We start from the raw sequence: 24,994 nt of genomic DNA on the forward strand, positions 1-24,994 counted from the left end.
ATGCCGCCGAGCTGAAGGCCGTGCGTGCTGAACTACCCGTGCCGTGCACCGGAATTGTCGGTGGTGCCCACCATAATGTGGGCATGGAGAATGCAGACGCGATCGCCACCCAGCTCCCCGCACAGCGCACTGATGTCACGTTCCTGGACGTCACTGAGCACGCTTGGGAGCTCTACGACTGGGTCGAGCGCGCTGGCTCCTTCCCTGGTGCCAGCGGTGAGCCCAGCGGCAACGTGTACAACTGGCTCCGCCTCACAAGTGGAGTGCGCGCGATCAAGTTCAACATGGAGTATGACGACGGCGGTATGTGCAGCGGAGGAGATGACTTCGACTACATGTGGTCGGAGATGATGGACAAGCTCCACTTCCGGCTCGCCCAGCTCGCCTACGCCCGTGCTGCCTTCGAGGCAGCTGGTCATCTGCTGTTGCCTGATGTGCCAGATGGCGATTCCGTGCTTGAAGCGGTCCTCGGAGTTCTCAAGCAGGCCGATACCTCCATGCCCTATGGGGCGGCGACCGTGGGTGGATCCCTCACTGCGTACCTCGCAGAAGCGCCAGCGACGTACCGAGGAGGAGTCGGTGTCCCGGAGGTCGGGACCGGTGGCTTCTCTGCTGCACTTCGGGCCGCCATTGCTCTGCAGGATCGAGCAGGACGCGGACTGCTGCGAATCCCCCAGCCTCTCAGCGACTACGACGACCTCCGCCCGACAGGCGAGATCGAGACAAAGGCTGCGGCTGAGGGGGCCACCGTGCTCCTCATGGCCGTTCAGGCTCTCCTTGGATGGGCTGTGGCTGGGGGCCTCATTGGTGCGCCCGACGAGGACAAGTACCCGCTGGACGGGATGTGGCTGCCTGACGGCAACGGGGGAGGCTCGTGGGTCGAGGAGGAAATGTCCTACGCCGACTACCTTCCCGTCCTTCACCTCGTTCAGGGTGAACAGCCTGCCGACCATGGCGTGATTGGCGATTAGTGCGGGGCCGCTACCGGATCGCCGCTGGGTGCGCGTGGCGGACGATGGTCGGTCGTCCGCTGTGCGTCACAGTCGCCCTCTCGGCTCCACTGGTCGCGGCTGTGCCGAGCCGGCAGGTGCATTTGTAGGCTGACTACGATCGCTCAGGATCGTCGAGGGTGAACTGGCCGTCAGATCTGTGAACGAGGGGCTCGACGTGAGAGGCTGATGGGCGGCGGTGCATCGTCCGTGAGCCCCTGGGCGGGCGCCGGCCAAGCGAGCTGAGCAGGCCGTGCCAGATCCGTGCCAGAACGGGCGGTGAAGGACGGTCAGCAGCGGTCGGAAGCGGACCCGGCCCGAACCCATCTGACCAGGCATCGCCGCAGGTCAGAGGCTGTTTCCGGCCGGGAAGCCTAAAGATTCCCAAGCTTAGAGCGCGAGTTCGATTCTCGTCGCCCGCTCCATACCGAAAGCCGCAGGTCTTGGACCTGCGGCTTTTTTGTTGTGCGCGCCCCCGGTCCGGGAGGTCGGTTCAGCCGGCGTCGAAGAAGTCGCGGACAGTCTTGGTGAAGGCCTCGGGCTGTTCGGCGAGGACGATGTGGCCGGTGTCGAACTCGGCGTAGCCGCTGGTGGGGAGGGCGGCGTGGAGGCGGCGGGGGTTCTCGACCGGGACGGTGGCGTCCTGGGTGCAGCCGATCACCAGGGTGGGGGCCTGGACGCGGGGGAGGAGCGGGGTGAGGTCGAGGTCGAGGTCGAGGGCGATGTGGCGCAGGGTGCCGGGGGTCGGCCGCATGTAGGCGGCGTTGGCCTCGACGGCCGGGCGGCCGATGCGGTTGAGGAAGTCGCGGCTGAAGGCGGTGAGGGTGGCGTAGCGGCCGAAGGCCTCGGGGTGGTCTGCGAGGGAGAGCCAGGTGGCCAGGGAGAGCCGCAGGTACTCGTCCTGTTCGGCGCTGATCCAGCCGGCCGCGGCGACCAGGCGGCGGACCTGGTCGGGGCGCAGGGCGGCGGCCGCGGTGGCGACGACGGCGCCGAGTGAGAAGCCGAGGAGGTCGACGGGGCCGCGGCCGGCGTCCGCGATGACGGCGTTGACCTGCTCGGCGAGGGCCTCCAGGGTGAGCGGGGCGCCGTCGTCCTCGGCGGCCTCGCTGCCGGAGAGGTCGGGCAGCAGCACGGTGTAGCGGTCGGTGAAGGAGTCCAGCAGACCGTCCCACATGCCGGAGCCGGGGCCGGTGCCGTGGACCAGGACGAGGGTGTCGGGGCCGTCGCCGACGACGCGGTAGGGGATGCGGGCGGTGCCGACGGTGATGGTGGGCATGGTGGGGTTCCTCCTGGTCAGATCCGGCGAGGCCGGCGTCTCGATGAGAAGTAAACTACACGGTGCAGACTACTGATTCAACTGCACCGTGCAGTGCAATTCGAGGTGGAGAAACGGCGCGGGGCGGAACTGTCCGTGCCCGACCGCCGTCCAAGCAGTGACGGAATGCCTGCCCGGGTTGAACGCCGGGAGGAGTGCGGAGGGCCCAGTGCAGTCAGGTGGTGCCGAACTGAACCTCGGATCCCCGGGCGGTTGTCGCGACGGCTCCTCGGTCGCGCCCGCCTGGTGGCCGGCGCTGGCTCCGGAGGTGACGGTCGATCAACTGGATGCGGCGGAACGCTGCGAGACGCTGCTCCGGGAAACCGTGGACGCCGTCCGGCCCGCGCCGGCCTGGCGGGAGGCGGTATCCGGGACGGGTGTGCGGCTGCCGCCGCCGGGGCGGGAGTCGGAGCCGCACTGGTACGTCACCCGGAGGCGGGACCTGCTCACCCTCGTATCGCCGTGCCGCCAGGGGGAGTTGGTGGGAGTGGTGGAGCGCCACTGGCGCCGACGGGGGTGGACGATCACCTCGCTGACCGCCGGGCGGGATCGGCCGGGGGTGGCCGCCGTCACGTGGGACGGTTATCAACTGGCGCTGGGTGTCGGTGAGTTCGGCGCGATCACGCTGACCGCGGGTTCGCCCGGGGCGGCCCGCCCGCGGCGGTGGGCGACCGGCGGCGTCGCGTCGCTGCCGAATGTGCACTGCCCGTACTGGAGCGCGCCGATGTGAGGCGGGGGTTTCCGGGGGAGGCGTGGAGCGAGTCCCCCCGGACCCGCTCCACGCCGCCTCGTTGCGCGGCTTCGGCGCTGCCGCTCCCCCCGACACCCCGGCACCCGCCGTTCCCCCCTGGCAACGCCCTCCGGCGAGAGCGGTCCGCACAGACCCCGGCGAGCCCCCCCTGGGGCGTCGTTGGTCTCACGCTAACAAACCGCATGGTTGGTTTGTCAATAGCGGGATCCACGAAAAATCCACAATCGTGATGACGGGTTCCAGCTGTTCCGACAGGCGCTCTACCAGGCACTTGTGGGTGCGTCAGGGTGGCGTACGGCCGCAGTGCGCGCCCCGGGTGCAGGCCCGGTGTGCGGAGCGCGGTGCTTGGAATCCGACATTCCGAGCATCATGGCAGCACACAGCGACACCGCGCGAATGCCCAGCGCAGCCACCGGCCGCACCGGCCGCTCAGCGCAGCAGTCGGCGCTCCTTGGCCACCGCCACCGCGCCGGCCCGGGTGTCCACGCCCAACTTGTCGTAGATCCGCCCCAGGTGGGTCTTCACCGTCGCCTCGCTGATGAACAGCGCCCGCGCGATCTCCCGGTTGCCCAAGCCCTGCGCCAGCTGTTCGAGGATGTCCTGCTCGCGCTCGGTGAGCTGCGGCGAGGGCGCCCGCATCTGCGCCATCACCCGGGAGGCGACCGGCGGCGAGAGCACCGTCCGGCCCTGGGCGGCCGCGTGGACGGCGGCGAACAGCTCCTCCGGCCGTTCGGCCTTCAGCAGGTAGCCGGTGGCGCCCGCGGCGATCGCCCGGGTGATGTCGGCGTCGGTGTCGTAGGTGGTGAGCACCAGGACGTGCGGCCCGCCCGGGGCGGCGGTGATCCGCCGGGTGGCCTCCACGCCGTCGATGCCGTCGCCGAGCTGGAGGTCCATCAGCACGACCTGCGGTGCCAGCTTGGCGGCCAGCGCGACGGCCTCCTCCCCGGTGCTCGCCTCGCCGACCACCTCGATGTCGCCCGCGCTGGCGAGCAGCGCCAGCAGTCCGGCCCGGACCACCGCGTGGTCGTCGCAGACCAGCAGCCGGACGGGGGGTGCGTTCATCGGTGCTCCAGGGGGATCGCGGCGGAGACGACGGTGCCCTCGCCGGGGGTGCTCTCCACGGTCAGCCTGCCACCCAGCTGTCGCAGCCGGGCTCGCATCGCCGGCAGGCCGTACCCGCGCCCGCCACCGGAGCCGGCCGTGGCGGGGTCGAAGCCCTGCCCGTCGTCCGCGATGTCCAACACCACCTGGTCGCCCAGGAAGGACAGGGTGATCGCCGCCGCCGAGGCCCCGGCGTGCTCACGGACGTTGGCCAACGCGCCCTGGGCGATCCGCAACAACGCGGACTGCGCGGCCGCGGGCAGCGGGACGGGCGAGCCGTCCAGGTGGAAGCGGACCGGCAGCCCGCTCTCGGCGGACTCCCGCTCGGCCAGCGCCCGCAGCGCCCGGTCGAGGGTGCGGCCGTCGGCCAGTTCGGCCGGGGCGAGGTCGTGGACGAAACGGCGGGCCTCGGCCAGGTTCCGGCCGGCCACCTCGGCGGCGGTGCGGACATGGGTACGGGCGGTCGCCGGGTCGGCGTCCCAGGTGCGCTCGGCGGCCTGGAGCAGCATCTGCTGGCTGGACAGGCCCTGCGCCAGGGTGTCGTGGATCTCCATCGCCAGTCGCCCGCGCTCGGCGAGGGTGCCCTCCCGCCGTTCGGTGGCGGCGAGTTCGCGCCGGGTGCGGACCAGGTCGGCGATCAGCGCCCGCTGCCGGGCGGCCTGCCGGGCCATGAACAGGAACACACCGGTGGCCAGCGCGGCCACCGCGGGCGGCAGCAGTACGAGGGTGGCGTCCGCCCCGCCGGGCAGCCGGATCTCGGCGATCACCACCAGCAGCGTCAGCGCCGCCACCAGGGGGATCGCCGCCTTCGCGGGCAGCGCCCGCAGCGCGGTGTAGATCAGCGGGACGGCGCACCAGGCGAAGCTCGGCGCGAGCAGCACCAGCACCACCCAGAGCGCGACCACCAGCGCCAACGGCCACCGGCGCGGACGGCCCGGCGCTGCCGGGTGGCGGTGGTCGAGCCAGGAGGCGGCCGGCTTGGCGGCGGCCAGGACGGCGCTCAGTCCGATCACCCAGGGGATCCAGGGGCTCCCGGCGTGGTGGGTGAGGAAGCGGCTGAGCGAGGCGGCGAGCAGCAGCAGGAAGGCGGAGTCCAGCAGCAACGCCAGTCTGCCCGCGTCCGGGTCCCCGGCGTCGCGTCCGCCGACGGGCCGGTCGGCGGGCGGGCGGGGCTGCTGCACGGGTGGCTCCTGGCGGTACTCGGTGCGTGGTGCGCGGCGCGCGGGCTTCGGCGAGCGGTGCACGGTGCGCGCTGCTCGGCGCGCCACTCGGTGCGCGGTACCAGCGCTCGGCGCGCTGACCTGCGCCGATCCCTCGATGGTGACCTGTCCGGCCTGGTCCCGCATCAGCCGATCGGTTGACGGCGCCGTCCCCCATCATGCCCGGACGGTCCCGCCGGAACGTCGATGCCGCGCGTCCGGATCCGGCCGGAGGATCGAAGCGGAGCCGGGCGGTCCCCCGCCGCCCGGCCCCGAATCCGCCGCGCGGCCCGATCCGCCACGCAGTCCGCAGACCCCGCAGATCCGTTGAGGAGCTGGACCATGAAGAAGACCTCCGTGCGCACCCGGGTGCTGACCGGCACCGTCGCCGCGCTCGCCGCCGCCGGCGTGGGCGCCGTCTCGGCCAGCGCCGAGACCACCGAGACCCCGGCCGCGCCGGCCGCGCCGGCCGCCGTCAAGGTCGACACCCAGAACAAGAACCTGGCCCAGGCCACCGGTCTGACCATTGACGCCGCCACCCGCGCCGCCCAGGCGGCCCTGGACGCGGCCACCAAGGCCGGCCAGCACGTCTCGGTGGCCGTGGTCGACCGTGACGGCGTCACCCGCGTCCTGCTCAAGGGCGACGGTGCCGGCCCGCAGGCGCCGGAGTCGGCCGAGCGCAAGGCCTTCACCGCGGTCTCCTGGAACGCCCCGACCTCGGAGCTGGCCAAGCGCCTCGCCCAGGCCCCGAACCTGAAGGACATCCCGGGCACGCTGTTCCTGGCCGGCGGCGCCCCGGTGCAGGCCAAGGGTGCTCCGGTCGCCGGCATCGGCGTCGCGGGCGCGCCCAGCGGCGACCTGGACGAGCAGTTCGCGCAGGCCGGCGTCGCCGCCCTGGCGAAGTGACGCACCCCGGCGTCGCCCTGGTGAGGTGACGCGCCCGGCCGGTCGGGCACGCCCGCACGGGCGACCGGCCGGCCGCTGCGCGTCCCGGGCGGGGCGCCGGGTGTCCTCGTTCGGGTGAACACGGGGATGGTCGTCGCAGAACAGGCGGTGACCCTTTGAAAAGCCGGTGTCGTTGTCAGTGCCGCGTGGCAGGCTTCCCGGTATGACGGCGTGGACCCTCAACGACATCGAACGTGCGATCCGCTCCTCCTGGGGTGTCGACACCTGTGCGCCCGAGGACCTGGCCCACTGGCGTCCCGACAATCCCGCCCGCGGCCAGTGCGGGGTGACGGCGCTCGTGGTGAACGATCTGCTCGGCGGCGAGCTGATGATGGGCGAGGTGCACGTCGACGGGGTCCGGACGGACCTCCACTGGTGGAACCGCTTCGCCACCGGCTTCGAGATCGACCTCACCCGCGAACAGTTCGGGCCGGACGAGCTGGTCGGCCCCGGCCGCCCGGTCGCCCGCCCGGCCCGCCCCGGCCGGCTCCAGGCCCAGTACGAGTTGCTGCGCCACCGTGTGGTCACCGAGCTGGAGCGCGGGGCCGCCGCCGACCGCAGCCCCCGGCGGGCGCGCGTCTGCGCCTGACGGTCCGGGCGGCCGACCGCTCCGGAACCGCGCCGCCCCTGACGTACAGTCGGCTGTGAATGACGGTCGGCTACGGCGACGGGAGTGCGCGGATGACCGGGACGGCGACGGTCGGCTTCGTGGGGCTGGGCGCGATGGGGCAGGGCATGGCCGGCAGCCTGCTGCGGGCCGGCCACACCGTACGGGTCTGGAACCGCTCGCCCGAGCCGGTGACCGCCCTGGTGGCCCAGGGCGCGGAGGCGGCCGACACGCCCGCCGAGGTCTTCGCCGCCGACACGGTGGTCTCCATGCTGGCCGACGACGGGGCGGTCGAGCGGCTGCTGCTCGACCCCGGGCTGCTGGCGGGCGCGAACACGACCCTGCACGTCAACATGGCCACCGTCTCGCTGGCACTCGCCGAACGCGCCGAGGCGCTGCACGCCGAGCACGGCATCGGCTACGTCGCCGCGCCCGTCCTCGGCAGGCCCCCGGTCGCGGCGGCGGGCCGGCTCAACATCCTGGCCGCGGGCGCGCCGGAGCTGCTGGAACGGGCCGAGCCGCTGTTCGCCGCGATGGGCGAGCGCGTCTGGCGGTTCGGCGACAGCCCCCGGCAGGCCAACACCGCCAAGATCGGTGCCAACTTCCTGCTGGCCTGCGCGATCGAGTCGATGGCCGAGGCGTGCAGCCTGGCCGAGGCGCACGGGGTGCGGGCCACCGACCTGGTCGAGATGCTCACCAGCACGCTCTTCCCCGGGCCGGTCTACTCCGGATACGGCGCGATGGTCGCCGAACGCCGCTACCAGCCGGCCGGGTTCCGGCTGCCGCTCGGCCTCAAGGACGTCGGCCTGGCCCTGGCGGCCGGGGCCGAGCGCAACGTCCCGTTGCCGTTCGGCAGTATCCTGCGGGACGCCTTCCTGGACGCGCTGGCCCACGGCGACGGGGACAAGGACTGGGCCGCCGTCGCCGAGGTCGCCCGCCGCCGGGCCGGACTGACGGACTGACCCACCTGCGGCTTTCCGTGGCGCGGGCCCGGAATAACCGGCGCGCGGCGGGTGCTCGCACCTCCGTCCGCAGCACCCGACCGGGGGAGTCACCCATGGCCGACCAGCCGTCCGGCGCCGAAGCGCCGCGCCGCTTCCTGTTCCTCGACGCCAGCGCACGCGCCGACGGCAACTCCGGGCAGCTCGCCCGGCTGGCCGCCGAGTCGAGCCTGCCGGTCGGCGCGGAGCAGCACTGGCTGCGGCTCGCCGACCACCCGCTGCCGCCCTTCCAGGACCTGCGGCACACCGGCGACGGCCGCTACCCCGAGCCGGCCGGTCATGAGCGGACCCTGCTGGAGGCCACCCTCGCGGCCACCGACCTGGTCTTCGTCGCGCCGCTGTACTGGTACTCGCTGCCCACCACCGCCAAGCTCTACCTCGACTACTGGTCGGCCTGGTTCCGGGTGCCCGGAGTGGACTTCCGTGCCCGGATGCGCGGCGGCACCGTCTGGGGCGTCACCGCCCTGGCCACGGAGGACGACAAGGCCGAGCCGCTGATCGGCGCGCTCCGGCTGACCGCCGAGTACATGGGAATGCGCTGGGGCGGCGCGCTGCTCGGCAACGGCACCCGCCCGGGGGACGTCCTGCGCGACGAGCGGGCGCTGATCGCGGCCAAGTCCTTCTTCGCGGACTGACCTTCCCGCGGCGGCCGCGGGCCGAGCTTCCTGCGGCCGCCACGGCCCGAGCTTCCCGCGGCCCCCGCGGAATGACGCATTCACGCCATCCCGTCCGTGCGGTACTGTCCTCCGGGCGTGTACCCGTCACCCCGTGGTCATCTCTTGGCAAAGCGCAAAAGCCTTATGGATGGACGGAGTTGGACGATTCGGGCGCCCTCGGGCCGGACGCGGGCCCCAGCACGGCACCTGCCTTCCGAAATGGCCGGATCGTTCGGTACTCTCCGTCGGACTTTCAGCTTCGCGGGGGGTTCGCGGCGTCTCCGGCCGCCCCCTCGCGCCCGGGCCTCGCCCGGACACTTCCGTGAGGTCTCCTTGTCCATACGTCGCAGTCTTGCCCTTGCCGGCGCCGCCGCGCTCGCGTCCTCGCTCGTGCTGGCCGGCGCCCAGGGCGCCATGGCCGTCGGCTCCACCGGCACCCCGTCCGCCGCCGCCCAGGCCGAGAAGGCGGGCCACCAGAACCTCGACCTCTCGGTGCGCGGTGTTCCCGGCACCTTCATCGCCGGTGGTGACGCCCGCGAGTTCACCTACCGGATCGACAACTCGACGAAGACCGACTTCGTCGCCTTCCCGCTGCTGAAGTTCAAGAACAAGGCGGGCTCGCTCAAGGCGAAGGACTTCAAGCTCGAGTACCAGCTGCCGGCCTCGCTGCCCGGCGGCGGTACCTGGAAGACCGCCGTCATCGCCCCCGGTGGCGGTGACGGCGACGACAGCGCCGTGCTGATGTTCCTCGGCGACGTCACCGACAGCGGCGACGCCGCCGACGACGCGCTGCTCTTCCTCGCCCAGGGCAAGAGCCTCGACATCAAGGTGCGCGCCTCCTTCACCAAGGACGCCCCGCTGGGCAAGGCCGGTGTCGTGCCGGTGGTCTTCTCCGCCGACGCCAACGACGAGAACGACCACGGCGGCTTCAGCTGCGACGGGATCAAGGGCGCCGGCTTCACCATCAAGGCCGGCGGCGGCAAGCCCAGCCCGACCCCCACCCCGACCAAGACCGGCAAGCCGAGCCCGACCGCGAGCGGCTCGCCCACGGCCAGCCACACGCCGACCTCCAGCGCGTCGCCGACCGCCACCGCCACGGCCACCGCGACGGCCACCGCCACCGCCACGACCACCGCGCCCCCCACCGCCGAGCCGACGACGCCGACGAAGGCGCCGACCACCCCGGCCACCGGCACCGCGTCGCCCTCCGCCTCGCCGTCCGACTCCGGCGCGACCAGCGCCCCGGTCCCTTCCGGCGGCAGCAGCACCGACGCCCCGCAGCCGATCGACTTCCCGGTGCAGAACCCGACCGTCACCCCGCCGAAGATCACCCCGGGCGGTGTCACCAAGGCCAAGACCGCCGCGGCCAACGCGGACAAGTCCCTCGCCACCACCGGTGGCGGTGATCACACCACCGCGATCGCGGCCGCCGGCGGCGCCGTCCTGGTCGCCGGTGTCGGCACCCTCGTGGTGCTGCGTCGTCGCAAGTCGGGCCAGCAGAGCTGACCCCTGGGGGCTTGCGAGTGCCGCCCGTGCCGCCCGGGCGTTCGTTCGAACGAACGCCCGGGCGGCACGGGAGGTACTTCTCCGTCACATAGGATGTCCGGCCGGAGGGGGGCGGAACGGCGGGGAGAGGGACAGGTGCGGGTAGCACGCACGGCACAGGCCACCACCGACTACGAAGCCGCGACCGGGCGGATCGCGGGACTTCCGCTCCGCAGGCACCACGTCCTGCTGGCCGCCTGGACGATCCTCTGGTTCTTCCTGGTCGAGCCCAGCGGCGGGTTCTCCTGGCACTACCTGCGCCAGGGGGAGCAGCTGCTCTTCAGCCACCAGGCCGACGGCGGCCTCTCGCTCTACGCCCACCACCCCGAGCTGCAGATCGGCCCGGTCAGCCTGGCGGCCGCCAGGCTCACCGCACCGTTCTCACCGCACGCCGGCCAGCTGGTCGCCGAGGCGGTGAGCGCCGGCCTCGGCCTGGTGATGCTGGTCCTGATCGGCCGCGCCGCCGCCCTGTACTACCTGGGCACCGGCACCAACCACCGCCGGCTCCAGCAGCGCCTACTGATCGCCGGACTGGCGTTCATCCCGATGTGGGTCGAGGTCTCGGTCCGCTTCGCGCACCTGGACGACGTCCTCGCCCTCTTCTTCACCACCCTCGCGGCGCACGCCCTGGCCCGCGGCAAGCCCGTCCAGGTCGCGATCTTCCTGGCGCTGGCGGTGGACTCCAAGCCCTGGGCGATCGCCTTCGCCCCGCTGATCCTGGCCCTGCCCCGGCCCGCCTGGCTGCGCACCGCGATCTGGTTCTGCGTCCTGGTGGCCGTCGCCTGGCTGCCGTTCTACCTGGGCAATCTGGACACCATGGCGGCCGCCAAGTTCACCATCCCGAACCAGCCGGCCTCCGCGTTGCGCTGGTTCGGGGTCACCGACCCGGCCACTCCCTGGTGGGACCGCCCGACCCAGTTCGCGCTCGGCATCGGCCTCGGCTGCATCGCCGTCTGGCGCGGCCGCTGGCCGGCCGTGGTGCTGCTCGGTGCGGACGCCCGGATCCTGCTCGACCCGAGCGTCTACACGTACTACACGGCATCGATCCTGCTGGGCACCCTGCTCTGGGACGCGGTCGGGCAGAAGCGGCTGGTCCCGTGGTGGAGCTGGATCGCGCTGGCCGCGCTGTACGGCGGCACGCTGTTCCTGCCGTCGGACTCGGCCCGCGGCTTCGTCCGGCTCGCCTTCGTGGTGGTCTCCGCCGGGTACGTGCTGCTCTGGCCGACCCAGCAGACCCGCCGGCCGCGGCCCCCGGCCCAGGGCGGCGACGGGCGCCGCCGGACCGCCCGGCGGCGCGAGCGGGACCTGGTCGGCGCCGACGCCTGAGGCCCTCCGCGCCTGAGACCCTCCGCAGCAGCGGCTTGACCCTCACGCGACGTGAGAGCGGAGGGTTGTGGTCAGCACCAGGGAGGAACCCGGATGAACGAGAACGAGGGCCACTCGGTCGGCGCCGTGGCGAAGATCGCCAAGGTGACCGTCCGCACCCTGCACCACTACGACGAGATCGGCCTGCTGTCCCCCGCGGGCCGCACCCGGGCCGGCTACCGCCGGTACGTGGACGCCGACCTCGACCGGCTGCAGCAGATCCTGTTCTACCGCGAGCTCGGATTCCCCCTGGAGGAGATTGCGGCGATCCTGGACGACGACTCGGTCAGCCCGAGCGAGCACCTCCGGCGGCAGCACCGACTGCTGACCGACCGGATCAGGCACCTCCAGGAACTCGCCACCGCCGTCGAACACGCCATGGAGGCACGCAGGATGGGCATTCAGCTGACCCCGGAGGAGAAGTTCGAGATCTTCGGCGAGGGCTACCGGGAGGAGTGGGAGCAGGAGGCCGAGCAGCGCTGGGGCGACACCGAGGCCTGGGCCGAGTCCCAGCGCCGCACCGGCGGCTACACCAAGGTCGACTGGCAGCGCATCCAGGACGAGATGACCCGGCTCAACGACAGCCTGGTCGAGGCGATCACCGCCGGCGAGCCCGCCGACGGCACCGCCGCCATGGACCTCGCCGAGGCCCACCGGCAGCACATCTGCCAGAACTTCTACGACTGCACGTTCACCATCCACCGCGGCCTGGCTTGTCTGTACGTCTCGGACCCGCGCTGGACCACCACCTACGAGAACCTCGCCCCCGGCCTGGCGCAGTGGCTGCACGACGCCATCCTCGCCAACGCCGACCGGAACGAGAAGGCGTAACCGCCGCCGCGGGGAAGCGGTGGCTACGCCACCCCGTGCCCGAAGGAGCGCCGGTAGGCGGTCGGCGAGGTGCGCATCACCCGACCGAAGTGGTGGCGGAAGGTCGCCGCGCTCTCGAAGCCGACCGCCGCGGCGATCTCCTCCACCGTCCCGTCCGGGGACTCCAACAGCGGCAGACTGGCCGCGATGCGCTGGGTGACGACCCAGCGCATCGGGCTGGTGCCGTTGCGCGCGGTGAAGTGCCGCAGGTACGAGCGGTCCGACATCCGGGCCGCGCGGGCCAGCACCGACACGGTCAGCGGGTCGGCCAGGTGGTCCAGCGCCCACTGCATGCTGCGGGCGACACCGTCGTCCTCCTCCTCGACCGACCGGACCGCCGCCTCGATGAACTGCGCCTGCCCGCCGTCCCGGTGCGGCGCCACCACGAAGCGCCGGGCCACGCTGTTGGCCACCTTGGCGCCGTGGTCCCGCCGGACCAGGTGCAGGCACAGGTCGATCCCGGCCGCGCTGCCCGCGCTGGTGAGCACGTCGCCGTTGTCCACGTACAGCACGTCCGGGTTGACCCGCACCTTCGGGTAGCGCTGCTGGAGCAGTTCGGCGTACCGCCAGTGGGTGGTCGCCTCCCGGCCGTCCAGCAACCCGGCGGCGGCCAGTGCGAAGGCGCCCGAGCAGATCGACACGATCCGGGCGCCGCGCTCGTGCGCCGTCCGCAGCGCCTCGACCAGTTCGGGGGACACTCCCCCGGCCTGGCGGCCGGGAAGTGCCCCCACACCGCTGAAGGCGTTGCGTACCCCCGGGACCACCACGGTGTCGGCGGCCGCCAGGTCGTCCAACCCGTGCTTGGCGGTCAGCGCGAAGCCGCCCACCGCGTCCAGTTCCGTCCCGGGCCGGTCGGCGCACACCTTCAGCCCGTACCAGGGCGCGGCCAGCAGGCCGCCCAGTTCGGGCCGCGCCAGCCCGAACACCTCGACCACCACGCCGAGTTCGAACGGCGCCATGCCCTCGAAGGCGTACACCGCGACATCGTGCACGGGCTCCGGGCGCCGCCCGATGGCGACGGCCACCGGGCGCGGTCGCACGCCCGCGTCGGCGCCCGCGCCTCCCGCGCTCCCGACGTTCTGCTCGGCCATGCGAACCCCCTGCTCACGGGTGGCGGAAATCCCGGTGAGTGTAGCCGCCGCGGCCACCCCGGAACTTTCCGCGAATCCCCCTGCAACCTCCACGCCCGTCACACGTCCATTGCTACGGGGGTGGAGAGAACCGGGCCGGGGGCGGCTGCGAGGATCTCCCCGATCACGATCTTGATCAGGTGACCAGACGGTCCGGCGAGCGCCGTCACCGTCCCGGGGGAAAGCAGACCGCACATGTCCATGGCCATCGGGCCGATCGCCGTGCCGGTGGGGCGGCGCGGCTTCTCCGTCCGCGGAGTGGTCGTCGCGCTGTTCGGCGCGCAGGAGGTCGGCGAGCCAAACGTCGGCCTCACCTCCGACCCGCAGGCCGCCCGGCGCCGCTCCGGCTTCCGGCTGCTGCGCGGCGGCCGCAAGCCCGCGGAGGACCGGCCCACCCTGACCGACCTGTACCACGCCCACCGGCTGGGCCTGGTGCGGATGGCCGTGCTCCTGGTGGACCATCAGGACCTGGCCGAGGACGTCGTGCAGGAAGCTTTCACCCAGCTCTACCAGCGCCACGGCGAGAACCTGGACGACCTCGACAACGCCCTCGGATACCTGCGGACCTCGGTGGTCAACGGCGCCCGCTCGATGCTGCGCCGCCGCAAGACCGCCAGGGAGTACGTGCCCCCGCACGAGGCGGACGCCCCCTCCGCCGAGGACCACGCGGTGCTCAACGACGAGCACCGGCGAGTCCTCGTCGCCCTGCAGGAGTTGACCCCCCGCCAGCGCGAGGTGCTGGTACTGCGCTACTGGTCCGACATGTCGGAGGCGCAGATAGCCGAGACCCTGGGGCTCTCCCGGGGTGCCGTGAAGTCCACCGCCAGCCGGGCCCTGGACGCTTTGGAAAAGCACCTGGAGAAGGTTCGATGACCGACAAGTTCCCCCGCCCGGGCGGCGGTGACGGCGACGGACTGGCCGAGAGCGCGACGGAACGGCTGCTCCGCGAGGCGATGAGCGCCCGAGCGTCGATGATCACCGCGTACGACCTGCGCCCGGCCGCGCCCCCGAAGACCCGCGTGCGCAGGCTCCGCCCGGTGTACCTGACCACCGCGCCGATCCTCGCGCTGGCCGCGTCCGTGGCGATCGGCGTGTTCGCCTTCCACGGAGATCCGGTGGCCAAGCAGGACGTTCCCCCGCCCCCGGCCGCCAGCATCACCACCTTCCCGAGCCCGACGGCCACCCCCACCGCGACGGCCACCCCCACGTCGACCGCCACCCCCACCGACACCGGCACCCCGACCGGTGGCGCGGCGACGGACGTCCCGCTCGCGGACGTCACCCCGGCCTCGACCCCGACGGCCGCCGGCACCCCGACCGGGCCGGCGACCTCGTACACCCTCCGGGGCGTCAGGTTCAAGGTGCCGGCCGGCTGGAAGGTCGCGTCGTCGAAGGCCGTGGACAACCAGGTCTGCGTTCTGAGCCCGGGCGCGCCGACGGGTCCACAGCAGAACTGGTCGCCGGACAGCTGCGCGCCGTACGGTGTCTGGGTCGTGGTCTACAACACCCCCGGCGAGGTCACCGGCGGTGCCTGGCCCACGGTGAGCGACATGGACTCGCCGTCGGGCTGGAGCCACCAGGGGAGCTGTCCGATCTGGGGCAACCCCCACACACCCGCGTCCGGCGAGGAGACCAGCACCGGCCCGAACAAGAGCACGACCACCATGGCCGGTCGGTCCGGGGTCAAGTCGCAGTGGCAGGGGTCCTGCGGCAAGGACGCCTTCACGGCCCAGATGTGGAGCCTGCCCAAGGATCAGGTCTTCGTCGTGGCGGCGGGACTCAAGGACGACTACCAGTCGGGTCTGGCGTCGATCGTCGGCAGTATCGACGCGAGCGGTCACCAGGCCATGGCGGACAACACCCCGGATGCCAACCGGAGCGAGATCGCGGTCACCTTCGACGGCCTCGCGGACGGCCAGCAGCTGACGGCGGGAAGCTCCGTCGTCACCTTCTCGGTGACCTTCCGGAACACCGGCCAGAACACCTACAGCCAGCTGCAGGCGTTGGTCACCACGGACGTCTACCCGGGTTCGCCGACGGCGGGGCCGGGCGCGCAGGAGCCAAGCAAGCTGGAGCGTCAGGACAACGGTGCCTGGAAGCAGGTGGCGATGTCGCCGGGGGCCGGCATGGACTACGCGGTGGCCGACCCCGCATTGTTCTCCTTCGCCCCGGGGCAGAGCAGGACGGTCACCTACCGGATGACGCTGGGTGCCGGAAACGGGCCCGGGAACATGCCGGTGAAGGCCCAGCTGGTGCTCCCCCACGACGGAAGCAAGCCGACCCTGATCGGCGAGAAGGACGTCACGGTCAAGGTCACCAAGTGACGCCGGAGGGCCCGGCCCCCACCCGGGGGGCCGAGCCCTTCACCGCTGCGCTCAGGCGAGCGAGGCCATCCAGGCCTCGACGTCCGCGGAGCGGCGCGGCAGCCCCGCCGAGAGGTTCTCGTTGCCGTCGGCGGTGACCAGGATGTCGTCCTCGATCCGGACGCCGATGCCGCGGTACTCCTCCGGCACGGTCAGGTCGTCCTGCTGGAAGTACAGGCCGGGCTCGACGGTGAGCACCATGCCGGGCACCAGCAGGGCGTCGACGTGCTCCTCGCGGCGCGAGTGGGCGCAGTCGTGGACGTCCAGGCCGAGCATGTGGCCGGTGCCGTGCAGGGTCCAGCGGCGCTGCAGGCCGAGCTCCAGGACCTTCTCGACGTCGTACGCCGAGGCGTCCAGCAGGCCCCAGGCGAGCAGGCGCTCGGCGAGGACGCGCTGCGAGGCCTCGTGGAAGTCGCGGAAGCGGGCGCCCGGCTTGACCGCGGCGATGCCGGCCTCCTGGGCGTCGTAGACCGCGTCGTAGATCTTGCGCTGCAGCTCGTCGAAGCCGCCGTTGATCGGCAGGGTGCGGGTGACGTCGGCGGTGTAGAGCGTGTGGGTCTCCACGCCGGCGTCCAGCAGCAGCAGCTCGCCGGGGCGCACGTCGCCGTCGTTGCGGACCCAGTGCAGGGTGGTGGCGTGCGGGCCGGCCGCGGCGATGGTGCCGTAGCCGACGTCGTTGCCCTCGACGCGGGCGCGGCGCCAGAAGGTGCCCTCGATCCAGCGCTCCGAGGTGGCGACGGCCTGGCCGAGCTCGCGGACCACGTCGGTGAAGCCGTTGACGGTGGCGTCGCAGGCGGCGCGCAGCTCGCCGATCTCCCACTCGTCCTTGACCAGCCGCAGGCCGCTCAGGAACTCCTTGAACTCGGCGTCCTTGTCGGCGTCCAGCACCTCGGCCAGCGCGGCCTCCAGGCCGGCGTCGTAGCCGCGGACGATGCGGGTCGGCACGGTGGAGTCCTTGGCCTGCTGGGCCAGCTCCTCGGCGGCCTTGCGGACGTCGCGCGCGGGCAGGCCGAGCAGCTGCTCCTGCTCGCCCAGGCTGTGCCGGCGGCCGACCCACAGCTCGCCGTAGCCGTCCAGCCAGAACTCGCCGTTCTCGCGGTCGGAGCGGGGCAGCAGGTAGAGGGCGAACTCGTGGCCGGCCGCGCCGGTCGGCTCGGCGACCAGCACCGCGTCCTCGGTCTGGTCACCGGTGAGGTGCACGTACTCGCTGCTGGCGCGGAAGCTGTAGTCGGTGTCGTTGGAGCGGACCCGCAGGTTGCCGGCCGGGACGACCAGGCGCTCGCCGGGGAAGGCGGCGGAGAGCTTGGCACGGCGCTCGGCCGCGTACGGGGCCTGGGCGATCGGGGCGAGGCCGTGCAGTGCGGTGTCGGCCCAGCCGGACTTCATCGAGGCGGACAGCTCGTCCGAGATCTCGCCGTAGAGGCCGTTCTTGCGGCCCTTGAACTGCTGCGGCTCCTCGCCGCCCTCGGCCTCGGGGTTCTCGGCCACCGCGGGGGTCCGGTCCTCGGTCACGTGCAACGCCTCCTTGGGGGTGGTACCGCCGCCCTCGGGGGAGGTGTCGGATCGCGACACGCGCGGGCGGCCGTGCGTCCATGGTACGGACGCCCGACCGCTCACCCGTTCGGGCCCGGTGCAACCCCCGGAGCGGTGCCTGTGCGGCGGTGCCCGGCGGTGCCTATTCGAAGCGTGCCGCCATCACCATCAGGTCGTCGGTGGCCGGGGCGACGTCCGGGTCGGGGCGGACGGCCAGCAGGTGGGCGCAGAGCCGGTCCGGGTCGATCCGCACGTCGCGCGGGGCGTCGGCGGCGGCCCGGCGCAGGTTGGCCTGTCCGGCGTGCAGGGTCGGGCCGCAGCGGCGGGCCAGGCCCTCGCTGTAGAGCAGCAGGGTGTCGCCGCGCTCGGCGGTGAAATCGACCCCGGGGGCCTCCCAGCAGGTGAGCATGCCGAGCGGGGCGGAGAGCGAGGTCTCGACGAACTCGGCGCCGCGCCGGCTGACCAGGATCGGCGGGCAGTGCCCGGCCCCGGCGAGGGTGATCCGGCGGTCCTCGGGCTCGACCCAGGCGTAGACCGCGGTGGCGGTGCGGGTCGGCTCGGTGGTCTTGAGCAGCAGCTCCAGGTCGCCGAGGACGGAGACCGGGTCCTCGCCCTCCAGCACCGCGTACGCCCGCAGCGCGGCCCGGACCCGGCCCATCGCGGCGGCCGCGCCGGGGGCGGAGCCGGGGCCCGCCCCGGGGCCGTCGCCGGAGACCGAGCCGACGGTGAGGCCGACGGTGCCGTCCGGCAGCGGGATGGCGTCGTACCAGTCGCTGCCGCAGGAGCGGTCCAGCCCGGCCGGGACGAGCCGGGCGGCCAGCCGCAGGCCGTCCGGCTGGGGGAGGCGGTCCGGCAGCAGGCCGCGGCGCAGTGCCTCGGTGGTGCGCCGGATGCGTTCGGCCTCCAGCTGCTTGGCGAGCAGCGGGGCGGCGATCTCGCAGTAGCGGCGGGCGAGTTCGCGCTGGCGGTCGGTGGGCTGGGCGGGCCGGTCGTAGAACCAGACGGCGGCCGCGAGCGGGCCTTCCTCGGTGGTGGCGAGCGGCAGGCCGAAGGCGCCGCCGAGGCCGAGGTGGACGGCGAGTTCGCGCAGCCGGGCGCCGATGGCGGGGTCCTCGGCGAGGTCGGCGGAGTGCACCTGGGCGGGCCGGTCCTGCTCGCGCAGCAGTCGGGCGAGCGGGCTCTGCTCGGTCGGAACGGTCTCCAGGGCGCCGAGGCTGGCCCGGTCGAGGCCGAGGCCGACCGGCTGGCCGGCGCCGCCGCACGGCATCAGGGTGGCCAGGACGCCGCGGTCGGCGCCGAGCAGCGCGGCGCCGGAGGCGAGGACGGCGTCCAGGGTGGCGGCGAGGCCGCGGGCGCGGGCGAGCCGTTCGGTGTGCTCCTGCAGGCTGGTGATATCGGACAGGCGTCCGGCCAAACGGTCCTGCACCGTGACGGACGGTGCCGCGAGGTCGTCCGCGGTGCTCCCCGGGGCGTCGGCGGGACCGGGCAGGCCCGGCGGGTCGAGGACGGTGAGCCCGCCCGAGCACCCGGGTTCGCCCAGCTCGGCGGTCATCGGCGACGGGTGGGACGTCGGCGGGTGGGATTCGGTCATGCCGCCACTCCTGACGCAGTGCTACGTGCCATGCGAAACCCCCAGATACGGCCGATGTGGAGCGAGCACGGCCAAAGGTCGCGTTTCGCCTCGATTCGCTACTACTCGTCATTGATCGACAGCAATGCCACCACTTCTACACAGGCCATTCGGGGCATGTCCAGATCCAGGACGACGCGGTGCCCGGTTCCACATCGTCATCACCCCGGTCGGAGGGCGTGCGTGGCCCGTGCGCGCGCCGTCGGGACCGGAGGTATGGAGCGGGCCGGGAGCGGGCAGAACCGAGAGGACGGACCGGGCGGCCGTCCGGATCGTATTCCCGCGCCGCCCGCGCACCGGGCTGGCCGGAAGTCTCTCACTCGTACGGTGGAACCAAGCGCGCCCGGGCGGCGTCCATCCGGTCGCATACGGGATTCTCGTTCCAAGGGCTGTTCCAGTGCGCGGCCCTTCTCATGTCGTGCTCCACACCGTGCTCCACGTCGTAGCCGCGCCGTCCCCGCCATGCCGCCCGCCCCCGCTTCGCGCCGTCCGGGGCCGTGCCGTCGCGGGCCCGCGTGGCGAGTCCCGACGGATGTCGGTGAGGCGGAGCGAACCGAGCGGTCAGGGAAAGGAACGAGCGCTATGCGTGAGAACCCGAAGAGCCGGTCGCAGGAGTCGTCCGCCCGGCTGGCCGCGGCCCTGACGGCCGCCGTCGAACACCGCTGGCCCGTGGTGCCGGGCACCGTGCTGTGCGGCGGGCGCTGTTCCTGCGGCGACGAGGACTGCCCGGTGCCCGGCGCGCACCCGCACGACCCCTCGCTGCTGGCCGCCACCACGGACGCCCGGATGGTGCGCTGGTGGTGGGAGCGGCAGAGCCCGGACGCGCCGGTGCTGGCCGCCACCGGCTCCGCCGTCTCGGCGGTCTCGCTGCCCGCGGCGGCCGGGGCCAGGGCGCTGGTCTACCTGGGCGCGCTTCGGCTGCCGCTCGGTCCGGTGCTCGCGATGCCGGGCCGCTACGCGCTGCTGGTGGCCCCGTACTCGCTCGATGCGCTCGGTGAGATGCTCGCCCAACTCCCTTGGGTGCCGGGCTCGTTGCGCTACCACGGCACGGGCGGCTTCCTGCCGCTGCCGCCCGGCGGGGCGGCCGGGCGGGTGCGCTGGGTGCTGGCGCCGCGGCCGGCGGTGGGTGGCGGGGTCTGGTTGCCGCAGGTCGGGCCGCTGCTGGGCGAGTTGGTGGAGGCGACGGTCCGGCTGGACAGCGGACGCCCGGCGCACTGACGGGCTGTCGGTCGGAAAGGGGTTCCGGGGACCGGTCTTGCGGGCCGCTCCGGAAAAACAAAAGATCCGGCCGCTGGCGACGGGGGATGCACCAGCGGCCGGACTCTTTAGACAGTAACAAGGATCCGCGCCCGCGCCAATTTCCAAGACGCCCTCCAGGCCCGGAAATTGCGTCTTCACGGCGACAATGTGACGCGTATCACCCGGATCCTGCGTGCTTTAGTTCAAGGTGACCTGACGGTTCACCAGGTTCGCGCGGGCGCGCCGCTCCTCGGCGGACAGCGGGGTCTCGTCGGCGAGGACGGTGGCGAGCCGCTCGGCGAACTCGGCGGCCGGCTTCTCGCAGTCGGCGGCGGTCATCGAGAGCGGGAGGTCCCACACCGGGACGGTCAGGCCGTGCGCACGGAAGGAGCCGACCAGGCGGGTGTCCGCGCCGAGCGAGGCCTCGCCGGCGGCGTTCAGCCGGGCCAGCGCGTCCAGCAGCCTCTCCTCGGGCACGGTCATCACCCAGCGCAGGTGGTTCTTGTCCGGGGTGCCGCACCAGTAGGCGGCGTCGAGGCCGGCCAGCTTCTCGGTCGGGATGGCCGAGGCGTTGGCGCGCTCCAGGGAGGCGGCGACCTCGCCGGTGGCGGCCTCGGCGTCCTCCAGCCAGAACTCGAAGCCGGTGTGCACGGTGGGCGTGAACACGGCGGTGGCGTCCAGCAGGTCCTGCAGGCGGCGCCCGCCCGGGACGGTGCGGCGGGCCGGCACCGGGGTGCCCGGCTCGGTGGCGAGGGCCAGCTCCAGGGCGTCCGCGAGGTCGCGGCTGAGGTCGCCGGAGGCGGACTGGGTCTGCAGGCCGAGCAGGATCGAGCCGTCCTGGCGGCGCAGGGCCGGCCAGGCCAGCGGCAGCACGGTGGCCAGGGTGACCGACGGGACGTCACCGTTGGCGGTCTCCGCGACCCCGGCGGCCAGCGTCAGCGGCACCGTCGCGGCCGGCACCAGCTCGCGCAGCGCCACCCAGTCGGCCTCGCCCGGCAGGCCCTCGAACGGGCGGTGCACCAGCTCCTGCACCGCGTGCGAGGCCTCCCGGCCGTGGCAGGCCTTGTAGCGGCGGCCGGAGCCGCAGGGGCAGTCCTCGCGGGCCCCGACCACGGGGATCTCGCCCGTGACGGCGGTGGTGGACTGGCGCTGCGGCGCCTTCTTGGCGGCCTTCTTGCCCATGGTGCGGCTCTCCCGGGAACGGTGGTCCTTTGCTCCGGGAAGCCTACTGACGTTCCCCCGGCGTGCGAGAACGCGCCGGGGCGGGCGTCGTGCGGATGCGTGCCCGCGGACACGTGCCCGCAGGCGTGCGGCTACGCGCTGCGCGCGTCATCGCCGGTGCGGCGGGCGTGTCGGCCCCGGGCGGGCAGCGCCGCCCAGACCGTCACCTCGCCCGGCGCGTCGCGCACGCCCCAGTCGGTGGCCAGCTGGTCGACGATGCTCAGACCGCGGCCGCCGCGGGAGGTCAGCGAGGGACTGGCGGGCAGCGGCCGGGTGGTCGCCCCGCCGTCGGTGACCTCCAGGGTGAGCACGCCGTCGGCGTGCATCTGCCAGCGGACCAGCACGCCGCCGCCCGGCTCGGCAGCGCCGTCGCCGTGCTCCTGGCCGCCCGGTGCGGGGTGTGTCCTGGAGGGGACGCCGACCAGCAGCTGGTCCACCACCTCGGCCTTGGCCCCGCGGCCGAGGGCCGGCAGCGGGCCGAGCGGACGGGCGTATCGACAGGCGTTGCTCAACAGTTCGGAAAGGATCAATACGGCATCGTCAATGACCGGTTCCGGTATCTGCCGGTCACCCAGATCTCGACGCAGTCGGCGCCGTGCGACCCCGACACTCGCTGGGCCGTGCGGCACTGCCATGGTCGATGAGGTCGGCCCAACTCCTGTGGGCACAGTACGCGCCACCATCAACGCCACCCCCGGACCTCCTTCAGCGTATGCCGAGGGATGGATGCCCCTTGGTAATGCGTCGGAAACGACCGCCGGAGGATCCCGCGAGTCCATTTCGAGCAGCGCGACTCAGGGTCGACCAGAGGCCATTCCGTGCTCACCCTCTGTCGCCCGAACGCAAGAATTCCGACAATTACGTGCGCGGAAGGTTTGGTTGCCGACCAGTGTGATCAGGCTGAACCGGTACGGCCTTCGGCTCGCCGGCGGATCACCGCCTGAGCTGGGCCAGCACCTCCGCGGGCCGGTTGGTGATGATCGCGGCAACGCCCAACTCCAGGCAGAGCTCGACGTCGGACGGCTCGTCCACGGTCCACACGTGCACCTCGTGGCCCAGCTCGCGCAGTCGGGTCACCAGCTGCGGCTTGGCCCGGACCAGGTCCATGCCCGGCCCGGCGATCCGCGCGCCACCCGGCAGCGGCTTGCCCGGACGCAGTTGGCCGAGCAGCGGCAGCATCCGCTCGAACAGGAACACCCGGTGGTACTCCGGCGCGGCGGCGGCGACCCGGTTCAGCGCGATCGAGGAGAAGCTCATGATCCGGGCGGCCGGTCGGTCGCCGTCCCGGGTCGGGCCGATCTTGAACCGCTCCAGCATCCGCAGCAGTTCGCCCTCGACCCGGCCGCGGAAGCGCACCGGGTGCTTGGTCTCGATGGCCAGGTCCACCGGGCGGCCGCAGTCCACCACCAGCTCCAGCAGGCGCTCCAGCCGCAGCACGCCGCGCAGCTCGGGGTCGGTGCTGGGGCGGCCGGTCTTCCAGGCGCCGAAGTCGTACGCCTCCAGCTCGGCGAGCGTCATCGCGGAGACGGTGCCCCGGCCGTTGGAGACCCGGCCGATGCGGCGGTCGTGCACGCAGACCAGTTCGCCGTCGGCGGTGACCCGGACGTCGCACTCGACGGCGTCGGCGCCCTCGTCGAGCGCGCGCCGGAAGGCCGCGAAGGTGTGCTCGGGCAGGGCGTGGGAGGAACCGCGGTGCGCGATCACCTGGACGGAGGGCGCGGTGCGCGCCGTCGCCGAGGACAGGTCTGGGCTGGTCACGGGGGCAACGATAGGGGGCCGAGGTGAAGCGGAGGCGAAGCCGGTCCCAATCCGAGGGGCCGGCTTCGCCTCCGCGGCCTCAGGACCGCGCCGCGCGCCGGGTCAGCGGGGTGAGCGCGAAGGTGACCAGGGCGGGCACCAGGAAGGCGAACAGCGAGGCGGAGGTCCACTCCTGCGGGGTGAAGTGCAGCGCCCGCTGGGCCGAGGTCCAGAAGTCCGTCCACCAGTCCGCCACCGTGGTCGGTGCGATGAACTGGTAGACCGCGAAGCCCAGCACCCACGGCAGCAGCATCAGCCAGCGGGACGGCGCCTTCTCGGAGAGGTCCCAGCCCTGCCGGCCGGCTCCGAAGAAGTAGTCCACCGCCAGCACCGCGAGCAGCGGTACGAACACCGAGCCGATCAGGCTGAGGAAGTTGCTGTAGGTGTCGGTGAACTTGTCGATCTGCAGCGCCAGCACGGTGGTCAGCACGCCGATCCCGCCGCTCAGCACCCGGCGGTCCACCCGCGGCAGCAGGTTCTGCAGCGACATCGCGGTCGAGTACACGTTGGCGAAGGACTGGTCGGTCTCGCGCACCACCAGCACCAGCAGGAACAGCCAGCCGGCCCAGACGCCGAGGAAGGAGTCGAAGATCCGGCTCGGGTCGCCGTCGGACTGCAGCAGCGCCATCAGGCCGAGCACGTAGCACCAGACCTGGGCGACGGTGTACCCGGAGAAGCTGCCCCAGAAGGCCGAGCGGGCGGTGCGCGAGTGCCGGGTGTAGTCGGCGGCCATCGGGACGAAGGAGACCGACACCGCGATCATCGCGTCGGTGGCGCCCAGGAAGCCGTGCCAGTTGCCCGCGCCCGGGTCCGGCACGCCCTGACGGCCCAGCTGGACGGTGAAGTACACCATCGCGACCGCGACCGCCCCGGCCACGAAGCGGCGCAGCACCGCGATCGCGCCCAGCGGCCAGATGGTCAGCACGGTGGTCAGCGCGCCTGCGGCCAGCACGAACAGCCAGCGGTAGCCGCTGGTGTGGGCGACGGTCTGCGCGCCCGCCGAGATGGTCAGCAGCTCGAACACGCCCCAGCCGACGCACTGGACGATGTTCAGCACGGTCGGCAGGTAGGACAGCCGGGTGCCGAACAGCCCGCGCAGGTTGGCCATCGCGGGGGCGCCGGTCCGGGCGCCGATCAGCGCGGCCACGCCGAGCATCGCGGTGCCGACCGCCGTACCGGCCACGATCGCGGTCACCGAGGCGGCCAGCGACAGCTCGCTGCCCTTCTCGCCGAGCACGGTGGCGGCGGTGGAGAAACCGATCAGGCTGACGCCCAGGTTCATCCAGAGCGCGAAGTGGTCCCGGAAACGCAGGGTGCGCGGCGGCTCGGTGTCCAGCACCAAGGGCGCCTCGACCCGCTCGTCGGTCGCGGGGGCGGCGGCCGAGTCCGCCGGAAGATCGGGGAAATCCTTGGACGCGGGCGCGTTCGAAGAAGAGGATGGCGAAGCAGGCGGCATGGCCGATACTCCCTACGCCGGCATTACCCGGACAGGTTCCGGCGGTCAGCGCCCCCTCGACGGTCCGCCGGTTCCCCCCTTGGCGTACGGTCGACATGCGCACTCTCAGCCTGGTCGGTCCAAGCTCCCGCGTGTCAGTTTGGAGCGACAGGCTAACCGGCACGGGTACGAACGCCAAAGGCCACGGGGTGCGCGGTCCGCATCGCGGACCGTCCGGGTGGGGGAGGGGAGCCCTCGACGGTCACCCGTCGTCACTGTCGTCGGTGCCGGCTAAGGATTCT

The 24,994-nt window shown here is 72.9% G+C and carries 23 protein-coding genes and 1 riboswitch; of the genes, 12 read left to right on the top strand and 11 right to left on the bottom strand.

Annotation, left to right across the window (positions count from 1 at the left end; translation table 11 throughout):
* Window positions 1–83 precede the first annotated feature (83 nt).
* Entirely contained in the window at window positions 84–971 is an 888-nt protein-coding gene (locus ACH4E7_RS04355; protein WP_396247469.1) for a hypothetical protein, read from the top strand.
* 511 nt (window positions 972–1,482) lie between these two features.
* Here the strand turns inward: ACH4E7_RS04355 and ACH4E7_RS04360 are convergent.
* Window positions 1,483–2,265, bottom strand: coding sequence for an alpha/beta fold hydrolase (locus ACH4E7_RS04360; RefSeq protein ID WP_396247470.1), 783 nt, complete (start codon window positions 2,263–2,265; stop codon window positions 1,483–1,485).
* 307 nt (window positions 2,266–2,572) lie between these two features.
* On the opposite strand from ACH4E7_RS04360, the gene ACH4E7_RS04365 reads away from it, so the two are divergent.
* Window positions 2,573–3,034 (top strand): hypothetical protein, encoded by a 462-nt coding sequence (locus ACH4E7_RS04365; protein WP_396247471.1) that lies wholly within the window; start codon window positions 2,573–2,575, stop codon window positions 3,032–3,034.
* A gap of 450 nt (window positions 3,035–3,484) precedes the next feature.
* Here ACH4E7_RS04365 and ACH4E7_RS04370 read toward each other — a convergent pair whose 3' ends face one another.
* A complete protein-coding gene (locus tag ACH4E7_RS04370) occupies window positions 3,485–4,117 on the bottom strand; it encodes a response regulator (RefSeq protein WP_396247472.1) in 633 nt (210 codons plus the stop codon).
* Window positions 4,114–5,337 carry a sensor histidine kinase gene (locus tag ACH4E7_RS04375; protein WP_396247473.1) on the bottom strand — a complete coding sequence of 408 codons (1,224 nt, stop codon included), beginning with the start codon at window positions 5,335–5,337 and terminating at the stop codon, window positions 4,114–4,116. The genes ACH4E7_RS04370 and ACH4E7_RS04375 overlap by 4 nt, the downstream gene beginning before the upstream one ends.
* 360 nt (window positions 5,338–5,697) lie before the next feature.
* Here ACH4E7_RS04375 and ACH4E7_RS04380 point away from each other — a divergent pair, with 360 nt between their 5' ends.
* The 7 genes from ACH4E7_RS04380 (at window position 5,698) to ACH4E7_RS04410 (ending at window position 12,305) form a co-directional block, all read left to right on the top strand.
* On the top strand, window positions 5,698–6,261 hold the full coding sequence (locus tag ACH4E7_RS04380) for a heme-binding protein (RefSeq protein WP_396247474.1): 564 nt from the start codon (window positions 5,698–5,700) through the stop codon (window positions 6,259–6,261).
* Between the two features lie 202 nt (window positions 6,262–6,463).
* Window positions 6,464–6,889: a hypothetical protein gene (locus tag ACH4E7_RS04385; RefSeq protein WP_396247475.1), complete on the top strand. Its 426-nt coding sequence runs from the start codon at window positions 6,464–6,466 to the stop codon at window positions 6,887–6,889.
* Between the two features lie 59 nt (window positions 6,890–6,948).
* Entirely contained in the window at window positions 6,949–7,869 is a 921-nt protein-coding gene (locus ACH4E7_RS04390) for an NAD(P)-dependent oxidoreductase (protein ID WP_396247476.1), read from the top strand.
* A gap of 95 nt (window positions 7,870–7,964) precedes the next feature.
* Window positions 7,965–8,543: a flavodoxin family protein gene (locus tag ACH4E7_RS04395; protein ID WP_396247477.1), complete on the top strand. Its 579-nt coding sequence runs from the start codon at window positions 7,965–7,967 to the stop codon at window positions 8,541–8,543.
* Between the two features lie 354 nt (window positions 8,544–8,897).
* Window positions 8,898–10,070, top strand: a complete 1,173-nt coding sequence (locus ACH4E7_RS04400) for an LPXTG cell wall anchor domain-containing protein (protein ID WP_396247478.1) — start codon at window positions 8,898–8,900, stop codon at window positions 10,068–10,070.
* A gap of 135 nt (window positions 10,071–10,205) precedes the next feature.
* The gene (locus ACH4E7_RS04405; protein ID WP_396247479.1) at window positions 10,206–11,435 is read left to right on the top strand and encodes a hypothetical protein; all 1,230 of its coding nucleotides are present in this window, start codon (window positions 10,206–10,208) and stop codon (window positions 11,433–11,435) included.
* A gap of 93 nt (window positions 11,436–11,528) precedes the next feature.
* Entirely contained in the window at window positions 11,529–12,305 is a 777-nt protein-coding gene (locus ACH4E7_RS04410; protein ID WP_396247480.1) for a MerR family transcriptional regulator, read from the top strand.
* A gap of 23 nt (window positions 12,306–12,328) precedes the next feature.
* On the opposite strand, the gene ACH4E7_RS04415 is transcribed toward ACH4E7_RS04410, so the two are convergent.
* The gene (locus ACH4E7_RS04415; protein WP_396247481.1) at window positions 12,329–13,435 is read right to left on the bottom strand and encodes a helix-turn-helix domain-containing protein; all 1,107 of its coding nucleotides are present in this window, start codon (window positions 13,433–13,435) and stop codon (window positions 12,329–12,331) included.
* Window positions 13,436–13,533: 98 nt separating this feature from the next.
* Entirely contained in the window at window positions 13,534–13,683 is a 150-nt protein-coding gene (locus tag ACH4E7_RS04420) for a hypothetical protein (protein WP_396247482.1), read from the bottom strand.
* Here ACH4E7_RS04420 and ACH4E7_RS04425 point away from each other — a divergent pair.
* Together ACH4E7_RS04425 and ACH4E7_RS04430 are read left to right on the top strand one after the other, a co-directional pair.
* On the top strand, window positions 13,670–14,347 hold the full coding sequence (locus ACH4E7_RS04425; RefSeq protein WP_396247483.1) for an RNA polymerase sigma factor: 678 nt from the start codon (window positions 13,670–13,672) through the stop codon (window positions 14,345–14,347). The two genes, ACH4E7_RS04420 and ACH4E7_RS04425, sit on opposite strands and share 14 nt — an antisense overlap.
* Complete coding sequence (locus ACH4E7_RS04430) at window positions 14,344–15,798, top strand: hypothetical protein (protein WP_396247484.1); 1,455 nt, start codon at window positions 14,344–14,346, stop codon at window positions 15,796–15,798. The genes ACH4E7_RS04425 and ACH4E7_RS04430 overlap by 4 nt, the downstream gene beginning before the upstream one ends.
* Before the next feature lie 51 nt (window positions 15,799–15,849).
* Here ACH4E7_RS04430 and ACH4E7_RS04435 read toward each other — a convergent pair whose 3' ends face one another.
* Together ACH4E7_RS04435 and ACH4E7_RS04440 are read right to left on the bottom strand one after the other, a co-directional pair.
* Complete coding sequence (locus tag ACH4E7_RS04435; protein ID WP_396247574.1) at window positions 15,850–17,349, bottom strand: aminopeptidase P family protein; 1,500 nt, start codon at window positions 17,347–17,349, stop codon at window positions 15,850–15,852.
* Between the two features lie 163 nt (window positions 17,350–17,512).
* Entirely contained in the window at window positions 17,513–18,961 is a 1,449-nt protein-coding gene (locus ACH4E7_RS04440; protein ID WP_396247485.1) for a PP2C family protein-serine/threonine phosphatase, read from the bottom strand.
* 621 nt (window positions 18,962–19,582) lie between these two features.
* On the opposite strand from ACH4E7_RS04440, the gene ACH4E7_RS04445 reads away from it, so the two are divergent.
* Entirely contained in the window at window positions 19,583–20,218 is a 636-nt protein-coding gene (locus ACH4E7_RS04445; protein ID WP_396247486.1) for a bifunctional DNA primase/polymerase, read from the top strand.
* A 219-nt stretch (window positions 20,219–20,437) separates the two neighbouring features.
* On the opposite strand, the gene ACH4E7_RS04450 is transcribed toward ACH4E7_RS04445, so the two are convergent.
* From ACH4E7_RS04450 to ACH4E7_RS04465, 4 genes are all read right to left on the bottom strand, one after another.
* Window positions 20,438–21,421, bottom strand: coding sequence for a DUF5926 family protein (locus ACH4E7_RS04450; protein WP_396247487.1), 984 nt, complete (start codon window positions 21,419–21,421; stop codon window positions 20,438–20,440).
* A gap of 131 nt (window positions 21,422–21,552) precedes the next feature.
* A complete protein-coding gene (locus ACH4E7_RS04455) occupies window positions 21,553–21,990 on the bottom strand; it encodes an ATP-binding protein (RefSeq protein WP_396247488.1) in 438 nt (145 codons plus the stop codon).
* Between the two features lie 403 nt (window positions 21,991–22,393).
* A complete protein-coding gene (locus ACH4E7_RS04460) occupies window positions 22,394–23,218 on the bottom strand; it encodes a glycerophosphodiester phosphodiesterase family protein (RefSeq protein WP_396247489.1) in 825 nt (274 codons plus the stop codon).
* 79 nt (window positions 23,219–23,297) lie between these two features.
* Window positions 23,298–24,713, bottom strand: coding sequence for a purine-cytosine permease family protein (locus ACH4E7_RS04465; RefSeq protein ID WP_396247490.1), 1,416 nt, complete (start codon window positions 24,711–24,713; stop codon window positions 23,298–23,300).
* Window positions 24,706–24,854: riboswitch (TPP riboswitch) on the bottom strand. It overlaps the preceding gene by 8 nt.
* Window positions 24,855–24,994 lie beyond the last annotated feature (140 nt).

Source organism: Kitasatospora sp. NPDC018058 (assembly GCF_044327205.1).
In the GTDB taxonomy this organism is placed as follows: domain Bacteria; phylum Actinomycetota; class Actinomycetes; order Streptomycetales; family Streptomycetaceae; genus Kitasatospora.

What these genes read in the sequence shown, in the direction of transcription:
- ACH4E7_RS04355 (WP_396247469.1), top strand. Translation starts at nt 84, where the DNA reads ATGGAGAATGCAGACGCGATCGCCACCCAGCTCCCCGCACAGCGCACT.
- ACH4E7_RS04360 (WP_396247470.1), bottom strand. Translation starts at nt 2,265, where the DNA reads ATGCCCACCATCACCGTCGGCACCGCCCGCATCCCCTACCGCGTCGTC.
- ACH4E7_RS04370 (WP_396247472.1), bottom strand. Translation starts at nt 4,117, where the DNA reads ATGAACGCACCCCCCGTCCGGCTGCTGGTCTGCGACGACCACGCGGTG.
- ACH4E7_RS04380 (WP_396247474.1), top strand. Translation starts at nt 5,698, where the DNA reads ATGAAGAAGACCTCCGTGCGCACCCGGGTGCTGACCGGCACCGTCGCC.
- ACH4E7_RS04385 (WP_396247475.1), top strand. Translation starts at nt 6,464, where the DNA reads ATGACGGCGTGGACCCTCAACGACATCGAACGTGCGATCCGCTCCTCC.
- ACH4E7_RS04390 (WP_396247476.1), top strand. Translation starts at nt 6,949, where the DNA reads ATGACGGTCGGCTACGGCGACGGGAGTGCGCGGATGACCGGGACGGCG.
- ACH4E7_RS04395 (WP_396247477.1), top strand. Translation starts at nt 7,965, where the DNA reads ATGGCCGACCAGCCGTCCGGCGCCGAAGCGCCGCGCCGCTTCCTGTTC.
- ACH4E7_RS04410 (WP_396247480.1), top strand. Translation starts at nt 11,529, where the DNA reads ATGAACGAGAACGAGGGCCACTCGGTCGGCGCCGTGGCGAAGATCGCC.
- ACH4E7_RS04415 (WP_396247481.1), bottom strand. Translation starts at nt 13,435, where the DNA reads ATGGCCGAGCAGAACGTCGGGAGCGCGGGAGGCGCGGGCGCCGACGCG.
- ACH4E7_RS04425 (WP_396247483.1), top strand. Translation starts at nt 13,670, where the DNA reads ATGTCCATGGCCATCGGGCCGATCGCCGTGCCGGTGGGGCGGCGCGGC.
- ACH4E7_RS04420 (WP_396247482.1), bottom strand. Translation starts at nt 13,683, where the DNA reads ATGGCCATGGACATGTGCGGTCTGCTTTCCCCCGGGACGGTGACGGCG.
- ACH4E7_RS04430 (WP_396247484.1), top strand. Translation starts at nt 14,344, where the DNA reads ATGACCGACAAGTTCCCCCGCCCGGGCGGCGGTGACGGCGACGGACTG.
- ACH4E7_RS04440 (WP_396247485.1), bottom strand. Translation starts at nt 18,961, where the DNA reads ATGACCGAATCCCACCCGCCGACGTCCCACCCGTCGCCGATGACCGCC.
- ACH4E7_RS04445 (WP_396247486.1), top strand. Translation starts at nt 19,583, where the DNA reads ATGCGTGAGAACCCGAAGAGCCGGTCGCAGGAGTCGTCCGCCCGGCTG.
- ACH4E7_RS04450 (WP_396247487.1), bottom strand. Translation starts at nt 21,421, where the DNA reads ATGGGCAAGAAGGCCGCCAAGAAGGCGCCGCAGCGCCAGTCCACCACC.
- ACH4E7_RS04465 (WP_396247490.1), bottom strand. Translation starts at nt 24,713, where the DNA reads ATGCCGCCTGCTTCGCCATCCTCTTCTTCGAACGCGCCCGCGTCCAAG.